Raw genomic sequence first — 20,827 nt, 5'->3', positions numbered from 1 at the left:
TGCGATTCTATTTTTTGATTCTTAATTATCGTTATTAATTTATTTATAACAAAGGTATCAGAATGAACAAAGCACATGTGTCAATACCATATACTCATCATAAAAATAAAGTTTCCGTAAATAAAAAGCTTTTTCAGCTTTCAGTTATTACTTCTGCACTGCTATTTTCCGGTTATACCCTCGCATATTCAGAAGCGGGACAAATTGGTGACAAACAGAGTTGGGAAAGCCAAGAATATAAAAATGACTGGGGACTGGCGGCAATGAATGCCTCCAGTGCTTATGCTCTTGGTTATCATGGGCAAGGCGCTAAAATTGGTGTAATGGATTCTGGTGCACTGTTAACTCATGAGGAACTCAGCGGTTCCCGCTTCCATGCAGTAAAAGCCAAAGGTGAATATGGCTCAACAGGCATGCGCTATCCACAGGAAATGGGAGGAAACTATGAAAAAGATCAACCATTTGATGTCGATGGTAATTGGATAAAAGGCGTCAATGATACCCACGGAACCCATGTTACTGGTACTGTTGGGGCAAATCGTGATGGAAATGGTATGCACGGTGTTGCTTGGGGTTCTGATGTCTATGTCGGTAATACTGGCGCAACAGATAGCAATAACTATGGTCCTTATCAAGACTATCAATATTTCTATACTGGCTGGAAAGCAATGGTCGATGACGGTGCTCAGGTGATTAATAACAGCTGGGGTACCAATACACGGATTATAAATACAGTAAAAACAACCGGCCCTGACGGAGGTAATACCACCGTTCATTTACCTGCTGATACCACTCAGCAAACTGAATACGAATATTTCTATTTCAAAAAAGTGTATGGCGACAAACCTTCTTTTGTCGATGCAGCCTATGATGCGGTGAAAGGCACCAATGTGGTTCAAGTATTTACCACCGGTAACCGTGATTTTGCTAACCCATACTATCGTCCTCTCTACCCTTACTTTAATCCACAAGCTGAAAAACATTGGATTGCAGTTGCAGGCATGAAACAAAATGCGGCTAAAACTGGCTATGAACTAGAAGGTATGTTCAACGAAGCGGGCAATGCAAAATGGTGGACTGTCGTTGCACCAAGCCGTGCTATCTACTCGACTGTTGTTGATGAAGAGGGTAATCCAGGTTGGGATACCTTTAGCGGAACATCTATGGCAGCCCCACATGTTACCGGCGCTATGGGTGTGTTGATGTCTCGTTATCAATCCATGAATGCCCTGCAAGTTCGCGATGTGATGTTTACCACTGCCAATCGTTATAATCCTGACGGCTCTCTGTATAAAAATTGGACTTCCGCAGATGGCGTACCCGATGAGCGCTACGGCTGGGGTACACCAGATTTAGAAAAAGGCATGTACGGTCCGGGTCAATTCCTAGGTAAATTCGAATATAACTTAGATTCCACCCCACTTGATGTTTGGACTAACGATATTTCCCAAGCAGCACTCGATCAGCGTGAAGTCGAAGATCTTGCATGGTTAACCGACTATAAAAATAACGGTATCGATGCGGGAGGAAATTACGAATTAGGTGATAACTTCGTTGTTAACGATGGTAATCCAGATCCTGCATCCCATATTGTTGATATCAATGATGCTAAAAAATGGCGTCAAGAGTATTACCAAAAACGCGCCGAAGCTATTCAAGCCAAAATCGATGCGGGTTTATATGACGGTGCATTAGTGAAAAAAGGTCAAGGCGCTTTGGTCATGACTGGCGACAACACTTATCGTGGCGGTACTACCGTTGAACAAGGCACACTGTATGGCTTCACTGAATCTTTCGGTACTGCGGATGTGAATGTGAACGGCGGTACAATCAGTGTGATCGACCGTTATAACGACACGTTCACTCAAAAAGGTCAGCTGACTTCTAATCAAAGTCATAAAGCCAACATCAATATCAATGATAAAGGCACCTATTTGGTTGCTGTGGGTCACAATGCAAATGTCGGTAATCTGACTTTAAATCAAGGTGCTCAACTCGATGTCGCCGCAAGTGATGTCGGCCAATTAAAAGATGTTTATCTGAATGGCAATACCGTTCAAGGTACGGTGAATGCAGATAATCTAGTGGATAGCCGTGCAAAAGCTAAAGCCTTAGCAGCAACGCCAAATAATGCGATATCGGATGATTACGCATTATTCCAAAAAGATGTTTCTGTAAAAAATAATACGATTACAGGCTCAATTAGCAAAAAAGGCGATACAACTTTAGCGACCTTTGCAAACAATGAAAATGGCCGTGCTATTGCGAATACATTAGACAGTAATGCAAAAGGCCAGCTGTTTGATGCTGTATTACCAATGAGCGCAAATGACCTGAGCAGCACCTATCAATCATTGGGCAACGACATGCTACTGAATGCGAACACAGCAAGTGTAGTGAACGTATTAGGCTTAACCCGTACCGTGAAAGATCAGGCTATTGGTGTCGGTCATGGTCGCTATGCTAACCTCGAAAACAGTAATGCTCGTATATGGATGACTGGTGTAGGTCAATGGGGCAATCTGGACTACGGTTATAGCAATATGGACGTGGATTTCTACGCAGGCTTAGTCGGTGCAGAAATTGATGTCACTGAAAATACCAAAGCAGGTCTGTTCTTCGGGGCTGGTTCAACCCATTATAAAGCTCACGAATACGGAAAAATTGACAGTAATGACCTCCATGTCGGTCTGTATGGTGTTTCCAACATCAAAGATGTAGCCGCAGTAAACTATGGTATTACTCACACTAACCAAGATCGTGATGCTAAACGCACATTATGGGTCGGACAAACTTCAGGTTATAACTCCACCAGCTATGATGCAAAAATCACTCAGTTCTTCTTGGAAGGTGCTTATACCCAGTTGAATAATGATAAATACTCTATTGAACCGTATGCTGGATTTAACTGGCTACATGTTTCAACAGACAGTATCAATGAGCAAGTGGGCAATATGCAGTTCAGTACTAAAACTGACAATCAAGATATCCAAGTGGGTACCATTGGTTTACGTGGTGGTTATCCATTCACCGCAGGCAGCATCAATATGGCTCTGAAAGGCGATGTCTCTGCAAGCCACCTGTTTGGCGATAACCGCCCGGAAGCTCAACTGTATTTATCTAATTCCGGTGAAGCGACTTTACGTGGTGGAAAACTGGATAACCTATTCGGTGTAGGCTTAGGTGTTGATGCTCAATTGAATAAATCAACTACCTTCGGAGTTTCTTACCAAGGTCAGTACAATAGTGATGTGAGTTCAAGTGGTATTAATGCAACACTGAAAGTGAATTTCTAATCACACTTTGAGTCTGTAAAAATGTTGGGCTCTGTCTTTACGGAGCCCAACTTTTACTATTTTCATACTGATTAACGAAGCGCATGAATATCAGAGGGAGATAACCCAGTAATTTGGCTAATAATATCGACACTCAAACCTAACTTTAAGCTCATTATCGCTTGTTGTTGTAGATTTAGTGCCATTTGTTGCTGATAATGTTGACGTTCATTCGCTAATTTTTGTTGGCTAATCATTCGTTCCTCTTTCCTTCCTTTTTCCATGCCTTTTTCCATTCCTTCATTTCTCAATCGCTGTGCAATATTCATCACGGTTTCCTGATGCTTTTCTGTTTGGTCAACCAATGTTTTTACTATATGAGTATAAGCAGGAGTGTCCATAACGCTAAAGAGGTAATTAATGATCAAAATAACATCATCTTGATGATTCTGATTATTATTAAGTACCTGAGCTAAGCGTTCCGATAATCCGAATACGTCACCCCGTAGAGATGCATGCTTAAAAACTAACTCCATCGCAGCGACTTTTCGGTGATTCATAAGTTCATCATCACATGCCACCGTGACATCCACTAACGGCAGTGGATTGCAATACAAATCATGAGCTAAATCAGACCACTGAAAGCAATCCGTCCATGATTGGGAATAGGGATAAGGGGATTGGTTTCCATGATAAAACAAGATGGGAACCACCAACGGCAAAGATTGGTGCCCTTGCTGAAGATGCTGGTTCATCGCGCAAAATGCGTAATGCATCAGCCGCCATCCCATCAGCTTATCGGGAGAAGATTGGTGCTCAACCAAGAAGTAAAAATACCCCTTACCCTTGAGCGTTTGCACGGAATAGAGCATATCCGAAAAGCGAGAGCGCAGCGTTTTATCCACAAATGAAGCACTGGCTAATTTCAACGTATCAAAATTGCAAAGGTGTTTAATGCGATTAGGAAGATGGACTTCAAAAAAATCCCGCGCATTATCCACTTTGCTCATAAAGCCTTTAAAGGTTGAATCATGAGGAGCTACAATTGATTGGGTCGCCATCTCGGCCTCATCTTGGTTCGGAAGATGACGAGATACTAACCAATATCTTCAGGAGAGTGAGAAAAAGTTAGTCCTAATTACCGAGAATTAGTTAACAATTTAATGCATTGTTTTTAATCGAATTATTTACTTATTTCATCCATAAAAAAATACCCCAATCTGCGTATTGCTCATTGAGGTGTAATTCAAAATAAAAAGATTTTTTAATTTACTCTGCGGGAAAATTTGGACCGATTAAATCAATACGATCAGTACAAATAGCGTCCACGCCCCAATCTAATAATAATTTCGCTCGTGCAGGGTCATTCACCGTATACACGAGAATATGCAGTCCTGCGGCTTTTAATTGACGAACTCTATCTTCATCTAATAACAAATAATCTAAATGGATAGAGACACAGCCTAAACGTGTTGTCAGTTCACGCCAATCCTCGCGCCACTCCTCCAGCAATAAACCGCGTGGCAATTCAGGTGCTGCGGCTTGAGCCGCTTCAAGAGACTCAACGGAAAATGAAGAAAGTAACGGTGCTGTTTGACCTTGCCATAATTGACGAGCCGCCAGAGCAACCACGGTGCCAGTCTGGGTTTCTAAACCCGTAGTTGGTTTGATTTCAATGTTCGCCATCATGCCATGCTGTTGGCAACGCTCAGCAACTTGCGATAATAATGGCAGAGGCTCGTGAGCAAACTCTGGGCTATACCAGCTACCTGCATCAATTTTAACTAATTGTTCCCAATCAAGCTCTCCCGCAATTCCAGCTCCGCTACTGGTGCGCTCAAGAGTGTCGTCATGGAGTAAAAAAATTTGGCCATCACGAGATAATTTGGCATCAAATTCAATCATGGTATGCCCGAAGCTCGCTCCCACATCAATGGCGGCAAGCGTATTTTCCGGTGCTAATTTTCCACCGCCTCGGTGGGCGACAATTTTTGGATAAGGCCAATGACTCATAAACGGTGTCCATATTGAGTATCAAAAAAATGCTGATGGGCTTGCGGAATATCAAGCCACAGCGTAGTACCGACTTGCGGTCGCTGTTCATGACCAAGACGAACAATCACTTTTTGTCCGCCCCATTGACCATGCACTAAGTTATCAGCACCAAGCATCTCCAGCGTTTCTACAATCAATGGAATGCCCCCTTTAGACGCGGAGCTAAGCTGTAAATGTTCAGGTCGAATTCCTAACGTTAACCCATGCCCTACCCACTGTAAATATGACTTACCCAGCGGAAGAGATATTCCACCCACCAGCTCAAAACGAGTTCCATCAGAATTCAAAGTACCTTCCAATAAATTCATTGCAGGAGAGCCAATAAAGCTTGCAACAAAGCGACTCGCAGGACGCTCATAGACCTCCACCGGAGAACCAATTTGCTCAGCAATACCTTTGTTCATCACCATCACGCGCTGTGCAAGTGTCATGGCTTCAACTTGGTCATGAGTCACATATAAACTGGTGGTTTTTAAACGGCGATGAAGTTGTTGCAGTTCAAGACGCATTTGCACGCGTAGTTTGGCATCTAGGTTAGAAAGCGGTTCATCGAATAGAAAAACCGCAGGGTCACGGACAATTGCACGCCCCATCGCTACCCGCTGACGCTGTCCGCCTGATAGTTCACGAGGTTGACGTTTAAGCAGGCCATCAAGTTCTAAAATACGCGCCGCTTCAGCCACCTTTTGGCGAATAATTTCCTTCCCCATACCGCGAATTTTCAGCCCCCACGCCATGTTTTCTTCCACGCTCATATGGGGATAAAGTGCATAATTTTGGAATACCATCGCGATACCGCGCTCTTTTGGTTCAAGATCGGTGACACGTTTTCTATCAATCCAAATATCCCCACTGGTGACTTGCTCCAGCCCCGCGACCATACGCAATAACGTGGATTTCCCACAACCGGATGGTCCCACCATCACAATAAATTCACCGTCAGCGACATCCACCGTTAAGGGTTTAATCACTTGGGTTTTGCCATCCCAACTTTTGCTAACAGCCTGTAGTTTTAATTCTGCCATGGTTATTTCTCACTATCGACCAAGCCGCGCACAAAGGCGCGCTGCATCGCTAATACAACAACAACAGGAGGAATTAAGGTTAACAGCATTGCCGCCATCACCTGATTCCATTGAGTGGTTCCTTCTCCAGAGGCGATCATGCCTTTGATCCCTGCAACAGCGGTTCCTAGACTCGGATCAGCGACGATCAGGATTGGCCATAAATATTGATTCCAACCGTAGATAAAAGTGATCACAAAAAGCGCCGCTAAATTGGTTTTGGATAATGGCAAGACAATATCGAAGAAAAAGCGCATCGGAGAAGCGCCATCAATACGTGCCGCTTCAATTAATTCATCGGGTAAAGTCATAAAAAATTGACGAAATAAAAACGTTGCTGTCGCAGACGCGATAAGTGGCAACGTGAGTCCCGCATAGCTGTCCACCATGTTTAAGTTGAAAATGACCTCGACCGTTGGAAAAATACGCACTTCCACTGGCAGCATTAATGTGATGAAAATCATCCAAAAAAATAAGCTACGGCACGGGAAGCGGAACCAAACTATGGCAAATGCCGATAACATTGAAATAGTGATTTTTCCAAAGGCGATGACCAGCGCCATAATGGTACTGTTTACTAACATTAACCAGAATGGGGCACTGTTAGCCGCCACACCGTTATTCCATATGTTGCTGATATTTTCCAATAAATGAGAGCCAGGGATCAGCGTGATTGGCGTATCGAAGACCGCTTTGTCATCCAACGTGGCGGCAACAAATGCCACATACAGAGGGAACAAAATAATCAAGATACCTAACGTCAGCATACTGTGACTGAAAATAGCGAGCCCACGATTTTTTTCAATCATTGGTAACGTACCTTACGTTCGATAAAACGAAATTGAACGATAGTTAAGATGATCACTAAAAACATTAAGATCACGGATTGCGCTGCGGATGAAGAGAGATCTAATCCCGAGAAACCTTCACGATAGATTTTATAAATCAGCGTCGTCGTCGCCTGTACAGGACCGCCTCCTGTGGCGGCATCAATCACAGGGAAAGTATCAAAAAAGGCATAGACCAGATTCACCACCAGCAAGAAAAAGCTCACGGGCGTAATGAGCGGTAATGAGATTTTAAAAAAGCGTCGAATAGGACCTGCACCGTCAATCGCCGCCGCTTCCATCAAAGAGCGCGGAATTGACTGTAATGCCGCAAAGAAAAATAAAAAGTTATAGCTGATTTGCTTCCAAACTGAGGCTAACACCACCAAAAACATGGCTTGACCACTATGCTGAGCGTGATTCCACGAATACCCTAAAGATTCTAATCCATAGGTGATCAACCCTCTCCCGGGACTGAATAAAAACATCCACAATACTGCGGCAACCGCAGGGGCAACCGCATAAGGTAGCAATATGAGGGTTTGATAAAAACGGCTTCCTCGAATCACATAGTCGACTAACGCAGCCAAAAAAAGGGAAATCAGTAGACCACTTCCCGCCACCCATGCGCTAAAAATCATCGTGGTATAAAAAGAATCTAAGTAATAGCTATCACTAAATAGCTGAGTGAAATTTTCCAATCCAACAAATTCACTTGATAACCCAAAGGGATCGATATTTTGCAGTGAATACCAAAGGGCTTGTCCTGCCGGCAAAATAAAGAAAATCACCGTGATAATGAGCTGAGGAAAAACTAAAGCATAAGGTAACCAGCGGGAACGAAAAACGGGACGAGATGATGACATAAATAACCCAATAAACTCTGATTCAGTGATACCAAGCCCCCCTTATTCCCAAGAGGGGCTTGAGAATTTACTGCTGAGTGGATTTTTCGAAACGACGCAGTAATTGGTTACCACGTTCAACAGAAGCATCCATCGCTTGTTGTGGCGTTTTCTTACCTGACCAAACTGATTCAAGTTCCTCGTCAACAATAGTACGGATTTGTGGCATATTGCCTAAGCGTAAGCCTTTGGTGTAAGGCAGTGGTGCTTTGTTTAACATTTGGCGCGTGGCGATATCAGCGCCAGGATTCTTATCATAAAAACCGGATTTCTGAGTCAGCTCATAAGCCGCCGTCGTAATAGGTAAATAGCCGGTATTTTGATGCCATTTAGCCGCATTCTCTGGCTCTGCAAGAAATTGCATAAATTGTGCAACACCTTTATAGGTGGCAGGATCTTTACCATTCATCACCCATAAACTAGCGCCACCAATAATTGCATTTTGTGGTGCCGTTGGAATTTCTGCATCGTATGGCATCATGCCAACACCGAAATCAAATTTGGCATGTTTACGGATATTTGCGAGGGAACCAGAAGAACCTGTGATAATCGCACAGTCACCGTTATAGAATTTTTCGGTTGGCTCGTCTTTACGTCCTAAATAGCTGAAAGTGCCATTTTTATTCATCTCTTGTAAACGGGCGATATGCTTAACATGAGCTGGGGTATTAAATTCCAGCACCGCATCAGCGCCATCAAAACCGTTATTTTTTGAGGCGACTGGTAGCCCATTCCAAGCGCTGAAGTTTTCGATTTGGATCCAACCTTGCCACCCACTGGCATAGCCACATTTCATTCCTGAATCACGTAATTTAGCGGTGTATTGCGCCAAGTCCTGCCATGTTTTAGGAGGCTCATCTGGGTTTAATCCGGCTTTTTTAAACGCTTCTTTGTTGTAATACAGCACTGGCGTGGAACTGTTGAATGGCTGGGAGAGTAAATGCCCCGTTTTAGCATCACTGTAATAACCGGATACTGTCGGAACAAATTGGGATTCGTCGAAGCTGATTCCTGCATCTTGGAAAACCTCATACACCGGTTTAATGGCTTTCGATGACATCATTGTCGCCGTACCTACTTCATAAACCTGCAAAATAGCGGGTGCGTTTCCAGAACGAAATGCAGCAATCCCTGCTGCAAGGCTCTGCTCGTAGTTCCCTTTATAGGTTGGAACAATTTTGTAATCTGGATGAGTGTCATTAAAGCGAGTCACAAGGGAATTCACTTCCTCACCGAGTTGACCTTCCATTGAGTGCCAAAAAGGAATCGTTGTAACGGCCATTCCCTGACTGGTGAAAGCAAAACCTAACATCATTGCTAGAGCAGAATGTTTTATCGATGCCATGCCATTTTCTCTCTTTATGATTACTGAGATTTACACCGCCGAAATTTACACAAAAATGTGCGAATTCACGCAGTGTATGTTCGAGAGAGAATTTATCACCGAGAAATGACAGAAATATAGCGATGACATGACGGAACCATGACAAACACATCGCTAGTAAATGACAATACCATGACAAATAGGGAATATTTTCAATATTTCCTATTATATAAATTGATGACTTTATCTATGTGTCATTTTAATATTAGCTAAAAATGAGCATATAACAAAAAATTGGGAACATAAATAAACCAGTAAAAATCGAAGCTAAAAATAATTTAGCTGATAGCGTCATTCTATCCATATTGATTACCTTTATTATGACTCAACTGACACAGAAAGATAAATAGCTTTAATTACATAACGTTAAAAGCAATAAACTCATAGACATTGAGAGTTAAAATCCATTACACAATATAATTTTAGAATAAAAATACTTATCTAACAAATCGGAATCTGCGTGAAGTTAAATATTCATCCTTATATACTGAACAATAAAATTCTATTTTTATTTTTTTTAATTAATATGATAATCGATATAAGAGATTAATTAGTAAAAAGGGCGAATAATGATGTATCCACCCTTTCTATAAAATAAATTAGTTTATTTCATTAACTTCCTTGATTGAAATAAATAGGAGAGCCTGGGCCAACAGGGATACCTAATACGAAAACCCAAATAATAAAGAATAGTGACCAACCAATGAAAAAGATAATTGAATACGGTAACATCATCGAAACCAAGGTACCAATTCCAGCATCTTTCTTATATTTCACCACAATCGCCATGATCAACCCGAAGTAGCTCATCATCGGCGTAATAATATTTGTCACTGAATCACCAATACGGTATGCCGCTTGAATAGTTTCAGGCGAATATCCCGCTAACATCAGCATAGGAACAAATATCGGTGCAGTGACCGCCCATTGAGCAGAAGCAGAACCAATCATTAAGTTAATGAATGCACAAATCAGAATAAACCCAATGAATAGCACTCCACCATGCAGGTCGATACTATTCAAGAAACTCGCCCCTTTAACCGCAATAACTTGCCCTATATTTGTCCAACCAAAAAAGGCAACGAACTGAGCCGCAAAGAAAATAATCACTAAATAGAGGCCTAGTGTGCTCATCGCGCCGGCCATTGCATCAACCACATCTTTATCACTACGCAGGGTTTTCGCAATATAGCCGTACACAATTCCAGGTACAGCAAAGAAAATAAAAATAAAGACAACAATGGCTTTTAAAAATGGTGAGTTACTGACAAGTCCCGTCTCTTGGTTACGTAGAATGCCATTTTCTGGAACAACCATCATTGCCAAAATCGCAGCTAATCCCCAAAATGTCACCGATGCCCAGAATAACGCTTTCTTCTCCAAAGGAGTAACTTCAGCAGATGCTCGGAGTTTATCTTCATCTTCGTCAACGCCACCCCCCTCATAAGGCCCCAACTGTGGCTCAACAATTTTTTCAGTGATGAAGTAACCCAAAATAGTGATCAGAAAAGTACTCGCAAACATAAAGTACCAGTTGGCTTCAGCCCCTACCACATAGGTTGGATCAATAATACGTGCGGCCTGTTGCGTGATCCCAGATAACAGAGGATCTACAGTGCCTAATAATAGGTTTGCAGAGTAACCACCAGAAACACCAGCAAATGCAGCAGCAAGTCCAGCCAATGGATGACGACCTAATGAGTGGAAAATAATTGCTGCTAACGGAATTAAAACAACATAACCCAGTTCTGCTGCGGTATTAGACATAATCCCAGCAAAGACAACTGCTACAGTCGTTAGCTTGCGAGGCGCTTTAATAACAATTAGACGCATTGCTGCGGATAGTAGACCTGCTCGTTCTGCAATTCCCACACCTAATAGCGCCACTAATACCGTGCCTAAAGGCGCAAATCCGGTAAAGTTTGTGACAACATTAGACAGAATCTTACGAATACCTTCGGCATCTAATAGGCTAACAATATGGATAATGCCATCTTCTGCACGACCTTTTGCGCCTTCTGGTCGAGGGTCTGGAACACTAACACCAAAATACTGACCTATTGCTGAGGAAATCAATAAAATAGCAATTAAAATAATAAATAAGATAACAGGATGTGGCAGTGCATTGCCTAACCACTCAACCGTTCGTAAAAAACGGCTTCCTTCTTGCTTTTTTTGTTCCATATTTTCTCCTTATAAACAAGAAAAACGAACATTACACAATGTTTTTCTCTTCTCCTAATTACAAAAGTACAATTTAAAATCAACAAATCTGATACAAATCGAACGCATTTGCTAACAATCACCATTAAGACCAACAAAATACGATATTAGCTTTTTAAAATTTCATTAATGCCAATAAAATTAACTATGAAAATAAAATATAATTAATTATGAAAAATGTGCTTAAGCTAACAATTTCATCATATTAATAAGCTATTTTCCCTTATTTATTACTACCTATATATCAGTTTTTACCTGTTTTATTTTATTTAATATACCTAGCCGCTATTTTTGAAATTTAAAATTTGCACATTGATTTACAAAGAAATTATAAATGAAGTTACTATCATTAAAGTTCATTTTAAAACGACTAAAATGAACGCTATAATATAGAGCTCATTCACAGTTAAGCTGAGTATCATGTCTGTCATTGATCTTTGGGCTGAGCGCCATATTCAAGAAGCATTAAATAAAGGGGAGTTATCAAATCTGAATGGGGAAGGTAAGCCACTCCAACTCGATGATGATAGCCAAGTGCCGGAAGAACTTAGGGCAGGATATCGCATACTGAAAAACTCAGGGTATCTACCTCCTGAACTACAACAGAAAAAAGAAGCCTTAAATTTACTGCATATATTGCAGCAACTTTCACCTGATAACCCTAAATATATGGCAATAAGTCAACAATTAGCTTTGCTCGAATTAAAATTAAAGCAAGCCAATATCAATACTGATTTTTTATATGGTGAATATTCAACAAGACTATCCCACCATTTAATATCTAAATAAATTTAGCGATAGGTTAATGCTTGGGATCGATATTCTTGGGGCGTTTTGCCATAAAATCGTCGGAATGCTTGACCAAATGCGGAGTGCGAATCATACCCCACTAATGCTGCAATTTGCTCAATCGCCTGCTGGGTCAACAAGAGACTACCCGCTGCTTCCATTCTTTTTTGCAATAAAAATTGCATCACAGTCATTCCTACTTCGACTTTTATCTTGCGCTGCAACGTACTGATAGACATAAAAAATGCTGAAGCAATATCCTCACAGCTAAGCGGTAAATGTAATCTCAATTCAATCCACTGACTGAACTGATCAATCCAACGATTCTCAGACTTTAATTGAGCCAATAATAAACGTGCGACAGAAAAATTTTGCTCAGGAGCTTGTGGGAAATTTTGCAGCCAATTAAGCAATCCTATCGCAGCAGGGGTGAGCGAAAAGTGCGTCATTTTCTCATTCAATGCCCATTGCGCTGTCGCGGGCATTTCTAACACATAGTTTTGATTACCGATTTCCCCACTAAAAGCATGACTGACACTTGGCGGGATCACGACACCTTGCCCTGCATTCAATAGCCAGTGTTGGCGGTGCATATTAATTTCCATGGAGCCTGATAACGCAAATACCACCTGCCACTGCCCATCATGTTGATGAGAAATAACTTCGTCAGAATATTGGCGAAAATGCAATTCAGGTAACAACAAAGGAAGCTCCTACTGAGAAAAATACAATAGGAGTATAGCTGCTTTAATCAATAAAATGCAGTATCACTGATTAGGCTAAGCGGGAACCATTAGGGACAGGTAAATTAAATTCGGCCAATACAATCGCCCCCGTTTCATCAGGAGCACCGGTAATTAGCACTTCAGATTTTATGCCTGCAATACGTTTAATCTCGAAATTACACACACATAGGATACGTTTACCAATTAAATCTTCTGGGGTGTAATGCACGGTGATTTGAGCGCTTGAACGTTTAATCCCCAATTTCCCTAAATCGACATCCATAACATAAGCTGGGTTTCTAGCTTTATTGTTTATTTCAGCGCGAATAATAGTACCAACGCGTAATTCAACTTTCGTGAAATCATCCCACTCAATAACTTGCATCACTTAATTCCTAAATAAAACCACCAATAGGCAGTTAAATTATCATAGGAAAGAAAATTTCTTTTAGCGCCAAACATTCATTTTATATCGTAAAACACGCATTGATTATTACCGGATTAGACAAGTAATAATCAATGCCTATATGAGTATTGTGCTGCTCACTACATATTTGAGAAGGTGTTCATAATAATACCACCAGAGATAATTAACCCCATCGCAAACACCGCTGGAACATCGGGTTTTTGTTTATATAAAATCATAGAAACTAATGTGACACCGACAATCCCAAAACCACACCATAATGAATATGCCACACCCACTGGGATATAACCCATCGCACGGGTTAACGCGAAATAACATAAGCAATAGGCAATAATCACGAGTATTGATGGGCCTAATTTACTAAAGCTATTGGTTTTTTTGATCATTGATGTGCCAGTGATTTCTGAACCAATCGACAGCGCCAGCCATAAAAATCCAGTAAACATTCTCTTTTCCTCTTTACTTATTAATGAGCGACTTTATTCGTTGAAGATATTGATGCCTCTGAATTTTCAGCTGGCTCTTCCTCATCGGCGCCCATTTTAGAAAACAGATTCATAATCACGATACCTGAAGCAATCACGCCCATACCAATCATTGCTGCCATATCAGGGTGCTGCCCATAAAAAATCATGCCTAATGTAGAAACCATTAAAATACCGGTACCTGACCAAGTCGCATAAGCTAACCCAACGGGAATATATTTTACTGCGCGAGAAAGAGAGTAATAACAAATGACATAAAGAACGACGATTAAACCTAATAATAATGATTTGGTTGTTCCTTCACTATTATCGAACATTTTTAATGTGGATGTTGCTGAGGTTTCAGAAATAATAACCGCCAGCATCCAAAGCCACGCTTTTGCTTTAGAGGACATAGATAATACTCCTACATAGATAGACGTTTAAAATATTAAATTGAAATGAAATTTATTTTTTTAGAGACTTTAAATAATCCATTGCCGAGTCTGTCAATTTATTTTTATTTAGGGAATATTCCTTTGGGTCATTCATTACTTCTCTCAAAGTAATATAGCGATTCTGGTCTATTTTATTTTCATTCGATATCTCATCATTTTTAATGAGTATTTTATTTTCAATATTATTAAATGTATCGAATTGAATACCTAATGAAATTGCTTTATTAATATTCTCTTTTATTAAATTTCCATATTGTTCATTTTTATTTAGGCCTAATATTTGGTTTAACTCACTATCAGGGCAACAATGGTATTTCAATGCCATTATTGGAATATTCTGTGATAGAGCGTGTAAAACAAACTGACTTTCTTCACTCACTGATAAGCCATTTACCACTTCATTTAATGTCTTAGTTTCGATGAAAGGTAAAAAAACACAGTGATACTCAGTGATTTTCTCAGCGTTAAAACTTGTTAAATCCAATAATTGCCCAAGTTCCTGCCATTGTTCGATATTCGATTTCGTTAACATCTCCTTGGTGGCATAGAAAGAAAAAGAAACTGCCGGTAATTGGACTAAACGCTGGTAGACCGCCTGTTGATACCCTTGGCTCGGAGACAATAAAACCAACACCCGCCGTTTCATCTGCTGCAGTACCCGTAATACGATCTGCTCAATTAATTTTTCATTCATATTGCCACCACTCGTTTATCGCTTAACTGACAATAAATACGCTGTCATTATTGCGTAGCCCTGCTGCATTAGCCTCATCTGTATCAATATGAAATTCCAGAGAAAACCTTGCATCTACTCGAACAACAACTTCATCAAATACTAGGCTGCGCTCACCTTCAGTACGCACACACACTCGCTGCCCATTGGAGACATTTAGTGTTCTAGCATCCATGACGTTCATATGAATATGGCGCTGTGCACAAATCACCTGTTCCAATAAATTAACGTGACCTGCTGGCCCAATTAATAAAGCGCTTCCCGATGTATTTAAATCGCCCGACTCACGCACGGGTGCTTTTATTCCCAATGTGAAACAATCTGCTTTTGAGACTTCGAGCTGACTTTTAGGACGAGTGGGTCCTAATACACGCACCTTACTAATGGAACCTTTAGGTCCCACCACCATCACACACTCTTTAGCCGCAAATTGTCCCGGCTGTTTTAATTCTTTGAATGGTGTGAGTTGATAACCTTTGCCAAATAAAACCTCGACATCTTCATCTGATAGGTGAACGTGACGATTAGAAACGCCAACAGGAATTGCAATGGGACTATCCATCATTGGAACCGCATTTGACACAGACAAACGCGATAGAATTTTCCCCATCAATTGCTGGTTTATCATGATTTTTTACCTTTGCGCTGCTCCACTTTTTCCTCAGTCATCACACTTTCAACCTGAGCAACAATCGGTGTAACAATCTCCGTTTTTTCGACGCGTTGCGCGTGCTCACTCGATTCATGGGTTACTGATAATAATTTGGCAATAACACTCTCATCAGGGCGAGCAATCACTAGTGTGCCTTTTAATAAGTCTTGATGGCTAATAACCGATGCACCATGGTCAACCGCGGTTCTTACTGCACTAATTTCCCCTTGAAAATAGACAGAAACCAGCCCAGAACCAATTTTTCGATAACCCGCAATCTCTACACTCGCCGCCTTACATGCTGCATCTGCGGCCTGTATTGCAGACGTCAGTCCATACGTTTCAATCACACCTAAACTTTTCATCTTTCTCTCCTACTTAGTGACGAACCAATCGAATATCAAAATCGAATTTTTTAAAGAAAGCCTCTAATTGGTCTAACTCTTCGGTACTGTAGGTAGGGTCTTTCTTGATGGGATAAATCATGTCGAGCTTGTCGTATTTTCCGCGACCAAGCTGGTGATAAGGTAAGATATCGATGCGATTTAAATTACCGCGTTTTGACAATTCCATGGCATATTCAATCGCCCCAGTAATGGCATCAAAAGAATCGTTACATCCACGAACCAACGGCATACGCATCACCACATTGGCCCCTAATTCCATTAACCGTTCGAAATTACGACGCACATTTTCATTACCAATACCGAATAAATTTTTATGTTGTACTGTGTCGATGTGCTTCAAATCAAACAGAAATAAATCGACAACTTCCGCTAATTTTTCATAATTTTCGACAGATGTGGTGCCTTGAGTTTCCACCGCCGTGTTGATCATCATTTTTTTGCATTCACGCAATAGCTCGACAGCAAAGTCGGTTTGTAAACTCATCTCGCCACCGCCAATCGTGACACCACCACCAGAAGAAATATAAAAATCATAATCTTGCATAATGATTTCCATCATTTCCGAGACAGTGACATCTTTTCCCATAATGTCTAACGCATCAGAGATACACACTTCTTCGCATTTGCGGCAGCCAATACAGTCGATGCTACGATTAACTCGATGAATTTTTTCTCCCTGTTCGTTGGTTGTCATGTAATGGATCCCCGCAGGACAGACATCCACACACTTACCACAACCTACACACTTATCGTGGGAAAACATCACTTGAAACTGGCTACTTAACCCCTCAGGGTTCGCACACCAAGGGCAACGAATATTGCATCCTTTGAGGAAAATCAGCGTGCGGATACCATCACCGTCATAAATCGAGTATTTCTGGATATTAAATATCCGCCCCTTTATTTCTGTCGCTGCATTCATCATTGCATCTCCAAAACAATCTTAAACTTGTTGTTTTTATTATGTATTGGCAGGTATAACACTATACCTGCCAATATTAGGCTTAGAATTTTTCAATCACTGTACGGCTGATGATTTCGTCCTGAACCTCTTTACATAATTCAACGAAGTAAGCGCTGTATCCCGCAACGCGAACGATTAAGTCGCGATATTTCTCTGGTTCTTGCTGGGCTTTTTTCAGCATTTCGTTATCAACATAACTAAATTGCATTTGACCATTACCCAAAATGGATGCGGTTCTCAATAGGGTAATTAACCCATTGCGACCTTCAGGCGTATCCAATAAGCCTTTCAAGAACTTAAAGTTATGCACCATACCGATGTTCATGGTTTCGACGTTCATCTTACTGATGGATTTAATGATTGCGGTTGGACCTTGTTTATCAGCACCTTGCGTTGGGCTGATCCCATCCGACAGAGGCATCCATGCTAAACGACCATTTGCCGTTGCCGCCGTCAATTCGCCAATTGGGGTATTGTTGGATATGGATAACGTTCCGTGACTCAATGTGGAATACAGCATGTCGTACTTGCGGCATTCGCGCTCAGTCCACTCCGTAATATCCAGTGCATATTGGTCAACATAATTGTCATCGTTACCGAATTTCGGCGCATTTAGGCAATCACGGCGTAACTCTTCGTAACCCTCAAAGTTTGCCAATAAACCATCACGCACTTGCTCTAAGGTATAGCGCCCCTCTTCATAAACCAATTTGCGGATCGCTGCCATGGAGTCAACGTAGGTCGCTAGACCAGAGAAAATCAGCCCTGGACCATGGTTAACCATCGCGCCACCAGCGGCGACATCTTTCCCTTTATCCATACAGCCTTCCACCAACAAAGACATCAAGGGTTTTGGTGCAACATCACGGTGAACTCGCTGGCTAATTACGGTACCAATCGCAGAAAGACGAATAATGTGTGCTATCTGTGCTTTCACGGCATTATCGAAATCTTCGAATGTTTTTAAGTTACGTAAATCACCCGTATCCAAACCTTGGTGGCTATCGAATAGCACCATCCGCCCCCGATTCAGAACAAACTCAATCGCAATAGGCCACTGGGTGTAACCCGTTGATGTCCACTGATAAATACGACCTGATTTTTGTGGTTCCACACAGCCCATTAAGCAATAGTCGCGCGCATCTTCAAAATCAAAACCTTTACGCAGCATCATTTTGATATGGGAATCATCGAAGTGGCACGCAGGGAATCCCATACCGGCTTTCACTACATCGACGATTTTTTCCATGTATTTCTGAGGCGATTGGTTATGAATACGGCATGCTAATGAAGGTTGATAAACTTTAACAAAACGTACAGCGTCCATAATCAAGTACGTTAAATCGTTACAAGCATCGCCACCAGAGCGTTTTTGACCACCGACGGTTAAGTTGATAAACGGCTGGTAACCTGCGAAATATTTTGCGCCTAACTCGCTGGACATCCACATCAATTCAGCACATTTGATGATAAATGCCTGAAGCAGCTCTAATGCTTGATCCTGAGTTAAATTGCCTGATTTGATATCGTTCTCATACATCGGGAAGCAATATTGGTCTAAGCGCCCCAGTGACAATCCTGTTTGGTTCTCTTCAATTTCAAACAACGATTCCACAGTCCAGACACTTTGCAGCGCTTCTTGTAATGTTTTCGGTGGGTTCGCTGGCACATTTTCATTGACTTGCGCGATGGTCAGTAACTCTTCACGACGTTTAGGGTCTTTCTCTTGAGAAGCCAGTTCGCGAGCATGTTCAGCGATGCGATGAGCATAAGCTACGACCCCTTCACAGGTTTCGATTGAAGCCTTGTAGAAATAAATACGGTCAATGTCATCAGGATTTTGCATATCTAATTCAGCGAGTTTCGCTTGAGCATCGGCTTTAATTCCGTTCATCCCTTTGGTGAACAGTAAAACGTCATAGCCCGGACAGGTATCCCCGCCACCATTGATTTGGTGATAAGACAAGTCACTGACAAAGGTTTCACCACTGAATTCCCAAACACCGGCTTCACGGTATTGCGCTTCACAGATTTCATCCAGAGAACGGCCTTCCCAGAATGGCGCGATTTCTTCACGAATGACTTTTTTATCTTCTTCAGAGATCACAAATGGATCTTGAGGGCGGGTACTCATGGTATCTAACTCATCCACCACCCAACGCCATGCGATATCTGGCGAGAATGCGCCAGCACGTGCTTTCCCGCATGGATGCCCCACGATCAACTCTTCAGGCTGGATAAGGATCGGCGCAGTTTCACAAGCGCGGCGGAATGCTTTCGCTCGCAATAAAATCGGTGGTAAGCCAGGGTTATTTTTCACCACCTCAGTGAATGCCAGTGCGCGATAAATGGAGACACTTGGACGCGCTTGTAAATAATGATTACGCAACCGCTGTAAGCGAGGTGTTAACCCTTCCATGACTTTAAATTCCGTCTCCTGCTGAGCAGACGGAGCAACATAGTTAGCAGATGGTGAAGAATATTGAGGCTGAGCGCTAGCTTGCCCACAATATAAACGCACTTTTAATCCACCGTTAATTCCACTGATATTTTCATGGGCGGACAGCAGCATTGCTGAAAGTTCATTGATACACACTTGCGGATCATTAAGATAAATACCGCCTTTTAATGCATCGAACATCGGATAACCATCAATGGCACGAGTCGCACGAACTTCAGAAAGCTCGGCCAATTTTAGCCATAAACTTTCAACAATTTCATACGCCTGAGTTGGTGTTAAACGGCCTTGCTCAATATCACGCTGGTAGAATGGATAAACCGCTTTATCGAAGCCCATTGGATTCACCGCATAGCTACCATTTTCCAGATGTAAAATCAGTTGCAATAGGTAGAAAGCTTGGCAGGCTTCTTTGAAAGTTTGAGCTGGCTTAGCGGGCACATTACGTAAAATGTCGGCACTCTCTTGTAGCTCTGCGCGGCGATACGGATTCGCTTCAGCTGCCGCTAAGTTTTCAGCTCTGAGTGCTAATGATTGAGCAAAATGGATAGCCGCATCACAAGCATAAATCGCAGCTCTACAGTTGTTTGCTTCATCGATACTGTTGCGGCTCACGGCGCTACCAATGTTTCTGACACGATTTTCGAGCTGGTTTTTAATTTCCGCAAAACCTACATTCAGTACCACTAAATAATCCGGTGCAGCAATGGCACTATCACCCGCTAGAAACTCATAGATACTCTGGCTATGCACTTCATCTTCAGTATGAAAAATAGCTCCGCGAGGTGTTGAAGATTGGCTACCAATAATCAATTCATCTTGAGCAATAAAAGCGGGAAAACTGCGAATAAACTCATAAAAACGCTGAGCAGGTTTGATGGATTGCGGGGCGCCAGTTAATTGGTTTCTTACCGTTTCAAGGATATTCGCACGTTCGGTAATAATTGAGCAATTACGAGTACTTAAACGTTCAGCCAGTGTTTTTACACGTGGGGTCAAAGCATATTTGGCCATGTT

The 20,827-nt window shown here is 41.7% G+C and carries 18 protein-coding genes; 2 read left to right on the top strand and 16 right to left on the bottom strand.

What is annotated here, in order from left to right:
* Window positions 1-62 precede the first annotated feature (62 nt).
* Entirely contained in the window at window positions 63-3,296 is a 3,234-nt protein-coding gene (gene pta, locus PR761_RS11345; protein ID WP_154610793.1) for an autotransporter Pta, read from the top strand.
* A gap of 71 nt (window positions 3,297-3,367) precedes the next feature.
* Here the strand turns inward: pta and PR761_RS11340 are convergent, their stop codons facing one another.
* From PR761_RS11340 to PR761_RS11310, 7 genes are all read right to left on the bottom strand, one after another.
* On the bottom strand, window positions 3,368-4,336 hold the full coding sequence (locus PR761_RS11340) for an Rpn family recombination-promoting nuclease/putative transposase (RefSeq protein WP_006814357.1): 969 nt from the start codon (window positions 4,334-4,336) through the stop codon (window positions 3,368-3,370).
* A gap of 208 nt (window positions 4,337-4,544) precedes the next feature.
* Entirely contained in the window at window positions 4,545-5,288 is a 744-nt protein-coding gene (gene ugpQ, locus PR761_RS11335) for a glycerophosphodiester phosphodiesterase (protein ID WP_006814358.1), read from the bottom strand.
* Window positions 5,285-6,355, bottom strand: a complete 1,071-nt coding sequence (locus tag PR761_RS11330; protein WP_154610791.1) for a sn-glycerol-3-phosphate import ATP-binding protein UgpC — start codon at window positions 6,353-6,355, stop codon at window positions 5,285-5,287. Before PR761_RS11330 ends, ugpQ begins: the two co-directional genes overlap by 4 nt.
* 2 nt (window positions 6,356-6,357) lie before the next feature.
* The gene (ugpE, locus tag PR761_RS11325) at window positions 6,358-7,203 is read right to left on the bottom strand and encodes a sn-glycerol-3-phosphate ABC transporter permease UgpE (protein WP_154610790.1); all 846 of its coding nucleotides are present in this window, start codon (window positions 7,201-7,203) and stop codon (window positions 6,358-6,360) included.
* Complete coding sequence (ugpA, locus tag PR761_RS11320; RefSeq protein WP_039854797.1) at window positions 7,200-8,087, bottom strand: sn-glycerol-3-phosphate ABC transporter permease UgpA; 888 nt, start codon at window positions 8,085-8,087, stop codon at window positions 7,200-7,202. Before ugpA ends, ugpE begins: the two co-directional genes overlap by 4 nt.
* Window positions 8,088-8,154: 67 nt before the next feature.
* Window positions 8,155-9,471, bottom strand: coding sequence for a sn-glycerol-3-phosphate ABC transporter substrate-binding protein UgpB (gene ugpB, locus PR761_RS11315; protein WP_006814362.1), 1,317 nt, complete (start codon window positions 9,469-9,471; stop codon window positions 8,155-8,157).
* Window positions 9,472-10,122: 651 nt separating this feature from the next.
* A complete protein-coding gene (locus PR761_RS11310) occupies window positions 10,123-11,694 on the bottom strand; it encodes an AbgT family transporter (protein ID WP_006814363.1) in 1,572 nt (523 codons plus the stop codon).
* A 459-nt stretch (window positions 11,695-12,153) separates the two neighbouring features.
* Here PR761_RS11310 and PR761_RS11305 point away from each other — a divergent pair, with 459 nt between their 5' ends.
* Window positions 12,154-12,522, top strand: coding sequence for a DUF1992 domain-containing protein (locus PR761_RS11305; RefSeq protein WP_006814364.1), 369 nt, complete (start codon window positions 12,154-12,156; stop codon window positions 12,520-12,522).
* Between the two features lie 2 nt (window positions 12,523-12,524).
* Here PR761_RS11305 and PR761_RS11300 read toward each other — a convergent pair whose 3' ends face one another.
* The 9 genes from PR761_RS11300 to cutC all read right to left on the bottom strand — a co-directional run bounded on the left by PR761_RS11300 (window position 12,525) and on the right by cutC (window position 20,824).
* Entirely contained in the window at window positions 12,525-13,226 is a 702-nt protein-coding gene (locus PR761_RS11300; protein WP_039854800.1) for an AraC family transcriptional regulator, read from the bottom strand.
* 70 nt (window positions 13,227-13,296) lie between these two features.
* A complete protein-coding gene (locus PR761_RS11295) occupies window positions 13,297-13,632 on the bottom strand; it encodes a tRNA-binding protein (protein WP_154610788.1) in 336 nt (111 codons plus the stop codon).
* A gap of 161 nt (window positions 13,633-13,793) precedes the next feature.
* Window positions 13,794-14,120 (bottom strand): DMT family transporter, encoded by a 327-nt coding sequence (locus tag PR761_RS11290; RefSeq protein ID WP_006814367.1) that lies wholly within the window; start codon window positions 14,118-14,120, stop codon window positions 13,794-13,796.
* A 20-nt stretch (window positions 14,121-14,140) separates the two neighbouring features.
* On the bottom strand, window positions 14,141-14,554 hold the full coding sequence (locus tag PR761_RS11285; protein WP_006814368.1) for a DMT family transporter: 414 nt from the start codon (window positions 14,552-14,554) through the stop codon (window positions 14,141-14,143).
* A gap of 52 nt (window positions 14,555-14,606) precedes the next feature.
* Window positions 14,607-15,290, bottom strand: a complete 684-nt coding sequence (locus PR761_RS11280) for a hypothetical protein (RefSeq protein WP_006814369.1) — start codon at window positions 15,288-15,290, stop codon at window positions 14,607-14,609.
* 22 nt (window positions 15,291-15,312) lie between these two features.
* The gene (locus tag PR761_RS11275; protein WP_112837421.1) at window positions 15,313-15,957 is read right to left on the bottom strand and encodes a phosphate propanoyltransferase; all 645 of its coding nucleotides are present in this window, start codon (window positions 15,955-15,957) and stop codon (window positions 15,313-15,315) included.
* Window positions 15,954-16,346: a BMC domain-containing protein gene (locus PR761_RS11270; RefSeq protein WP_112837420.1), complete on the bottom strand. Its 393-nt coding sequence runs from the start codon at window positions 16,344-16,346 to the stop codon at window positions 15,954-15,956. The genes PR761_RS11275 and PR761_RS11270 overlap by 4 nt, the downstream gene beginning before the upstream one ends.
* A 13-nt stretch (window positions 16,347-16,359) precedes the next feature.
* A complete protein-coding gene (gene cutD / locus PR761_RS11265) occupies window positions 16,360-17,310 on the bottom strand; it encodes a choline TMA-lyase-activating enzyme (RefSeq protein ID WP_112837581.1) in 951 nt (316 codons plus the stop codon).
* 82 nt (window positions 17,311-17,392) lie between these two features.
* A complete protein-coding gene (gene cutC / locus PR761_RS11260; RefSeq protein WP_039854803.1) occupies window positions 17,393-20,824 on the bottom strand; it encodes a choline trimethylamine-lyase in 3,432 nt (1,143 codons plus the stop codon).
* Window positions 20,825-20,827 lie beyond the last annotated feature (3 nt).

The organism is Providencia sp. PROV210, assembly GCF_028479445.1.
Classification (GTDB): domain Bacteria; phylum Pseudomonadota; class Gammaproteobacteria; order Enterobacterales; family Enterobacteriaceae; genus Providencia; species Providencia rustigianii.
Note: the sequence above shows the minus strand (reverse complement) of the source record. Positions and strands in the feature narration are given on the sequence as shown.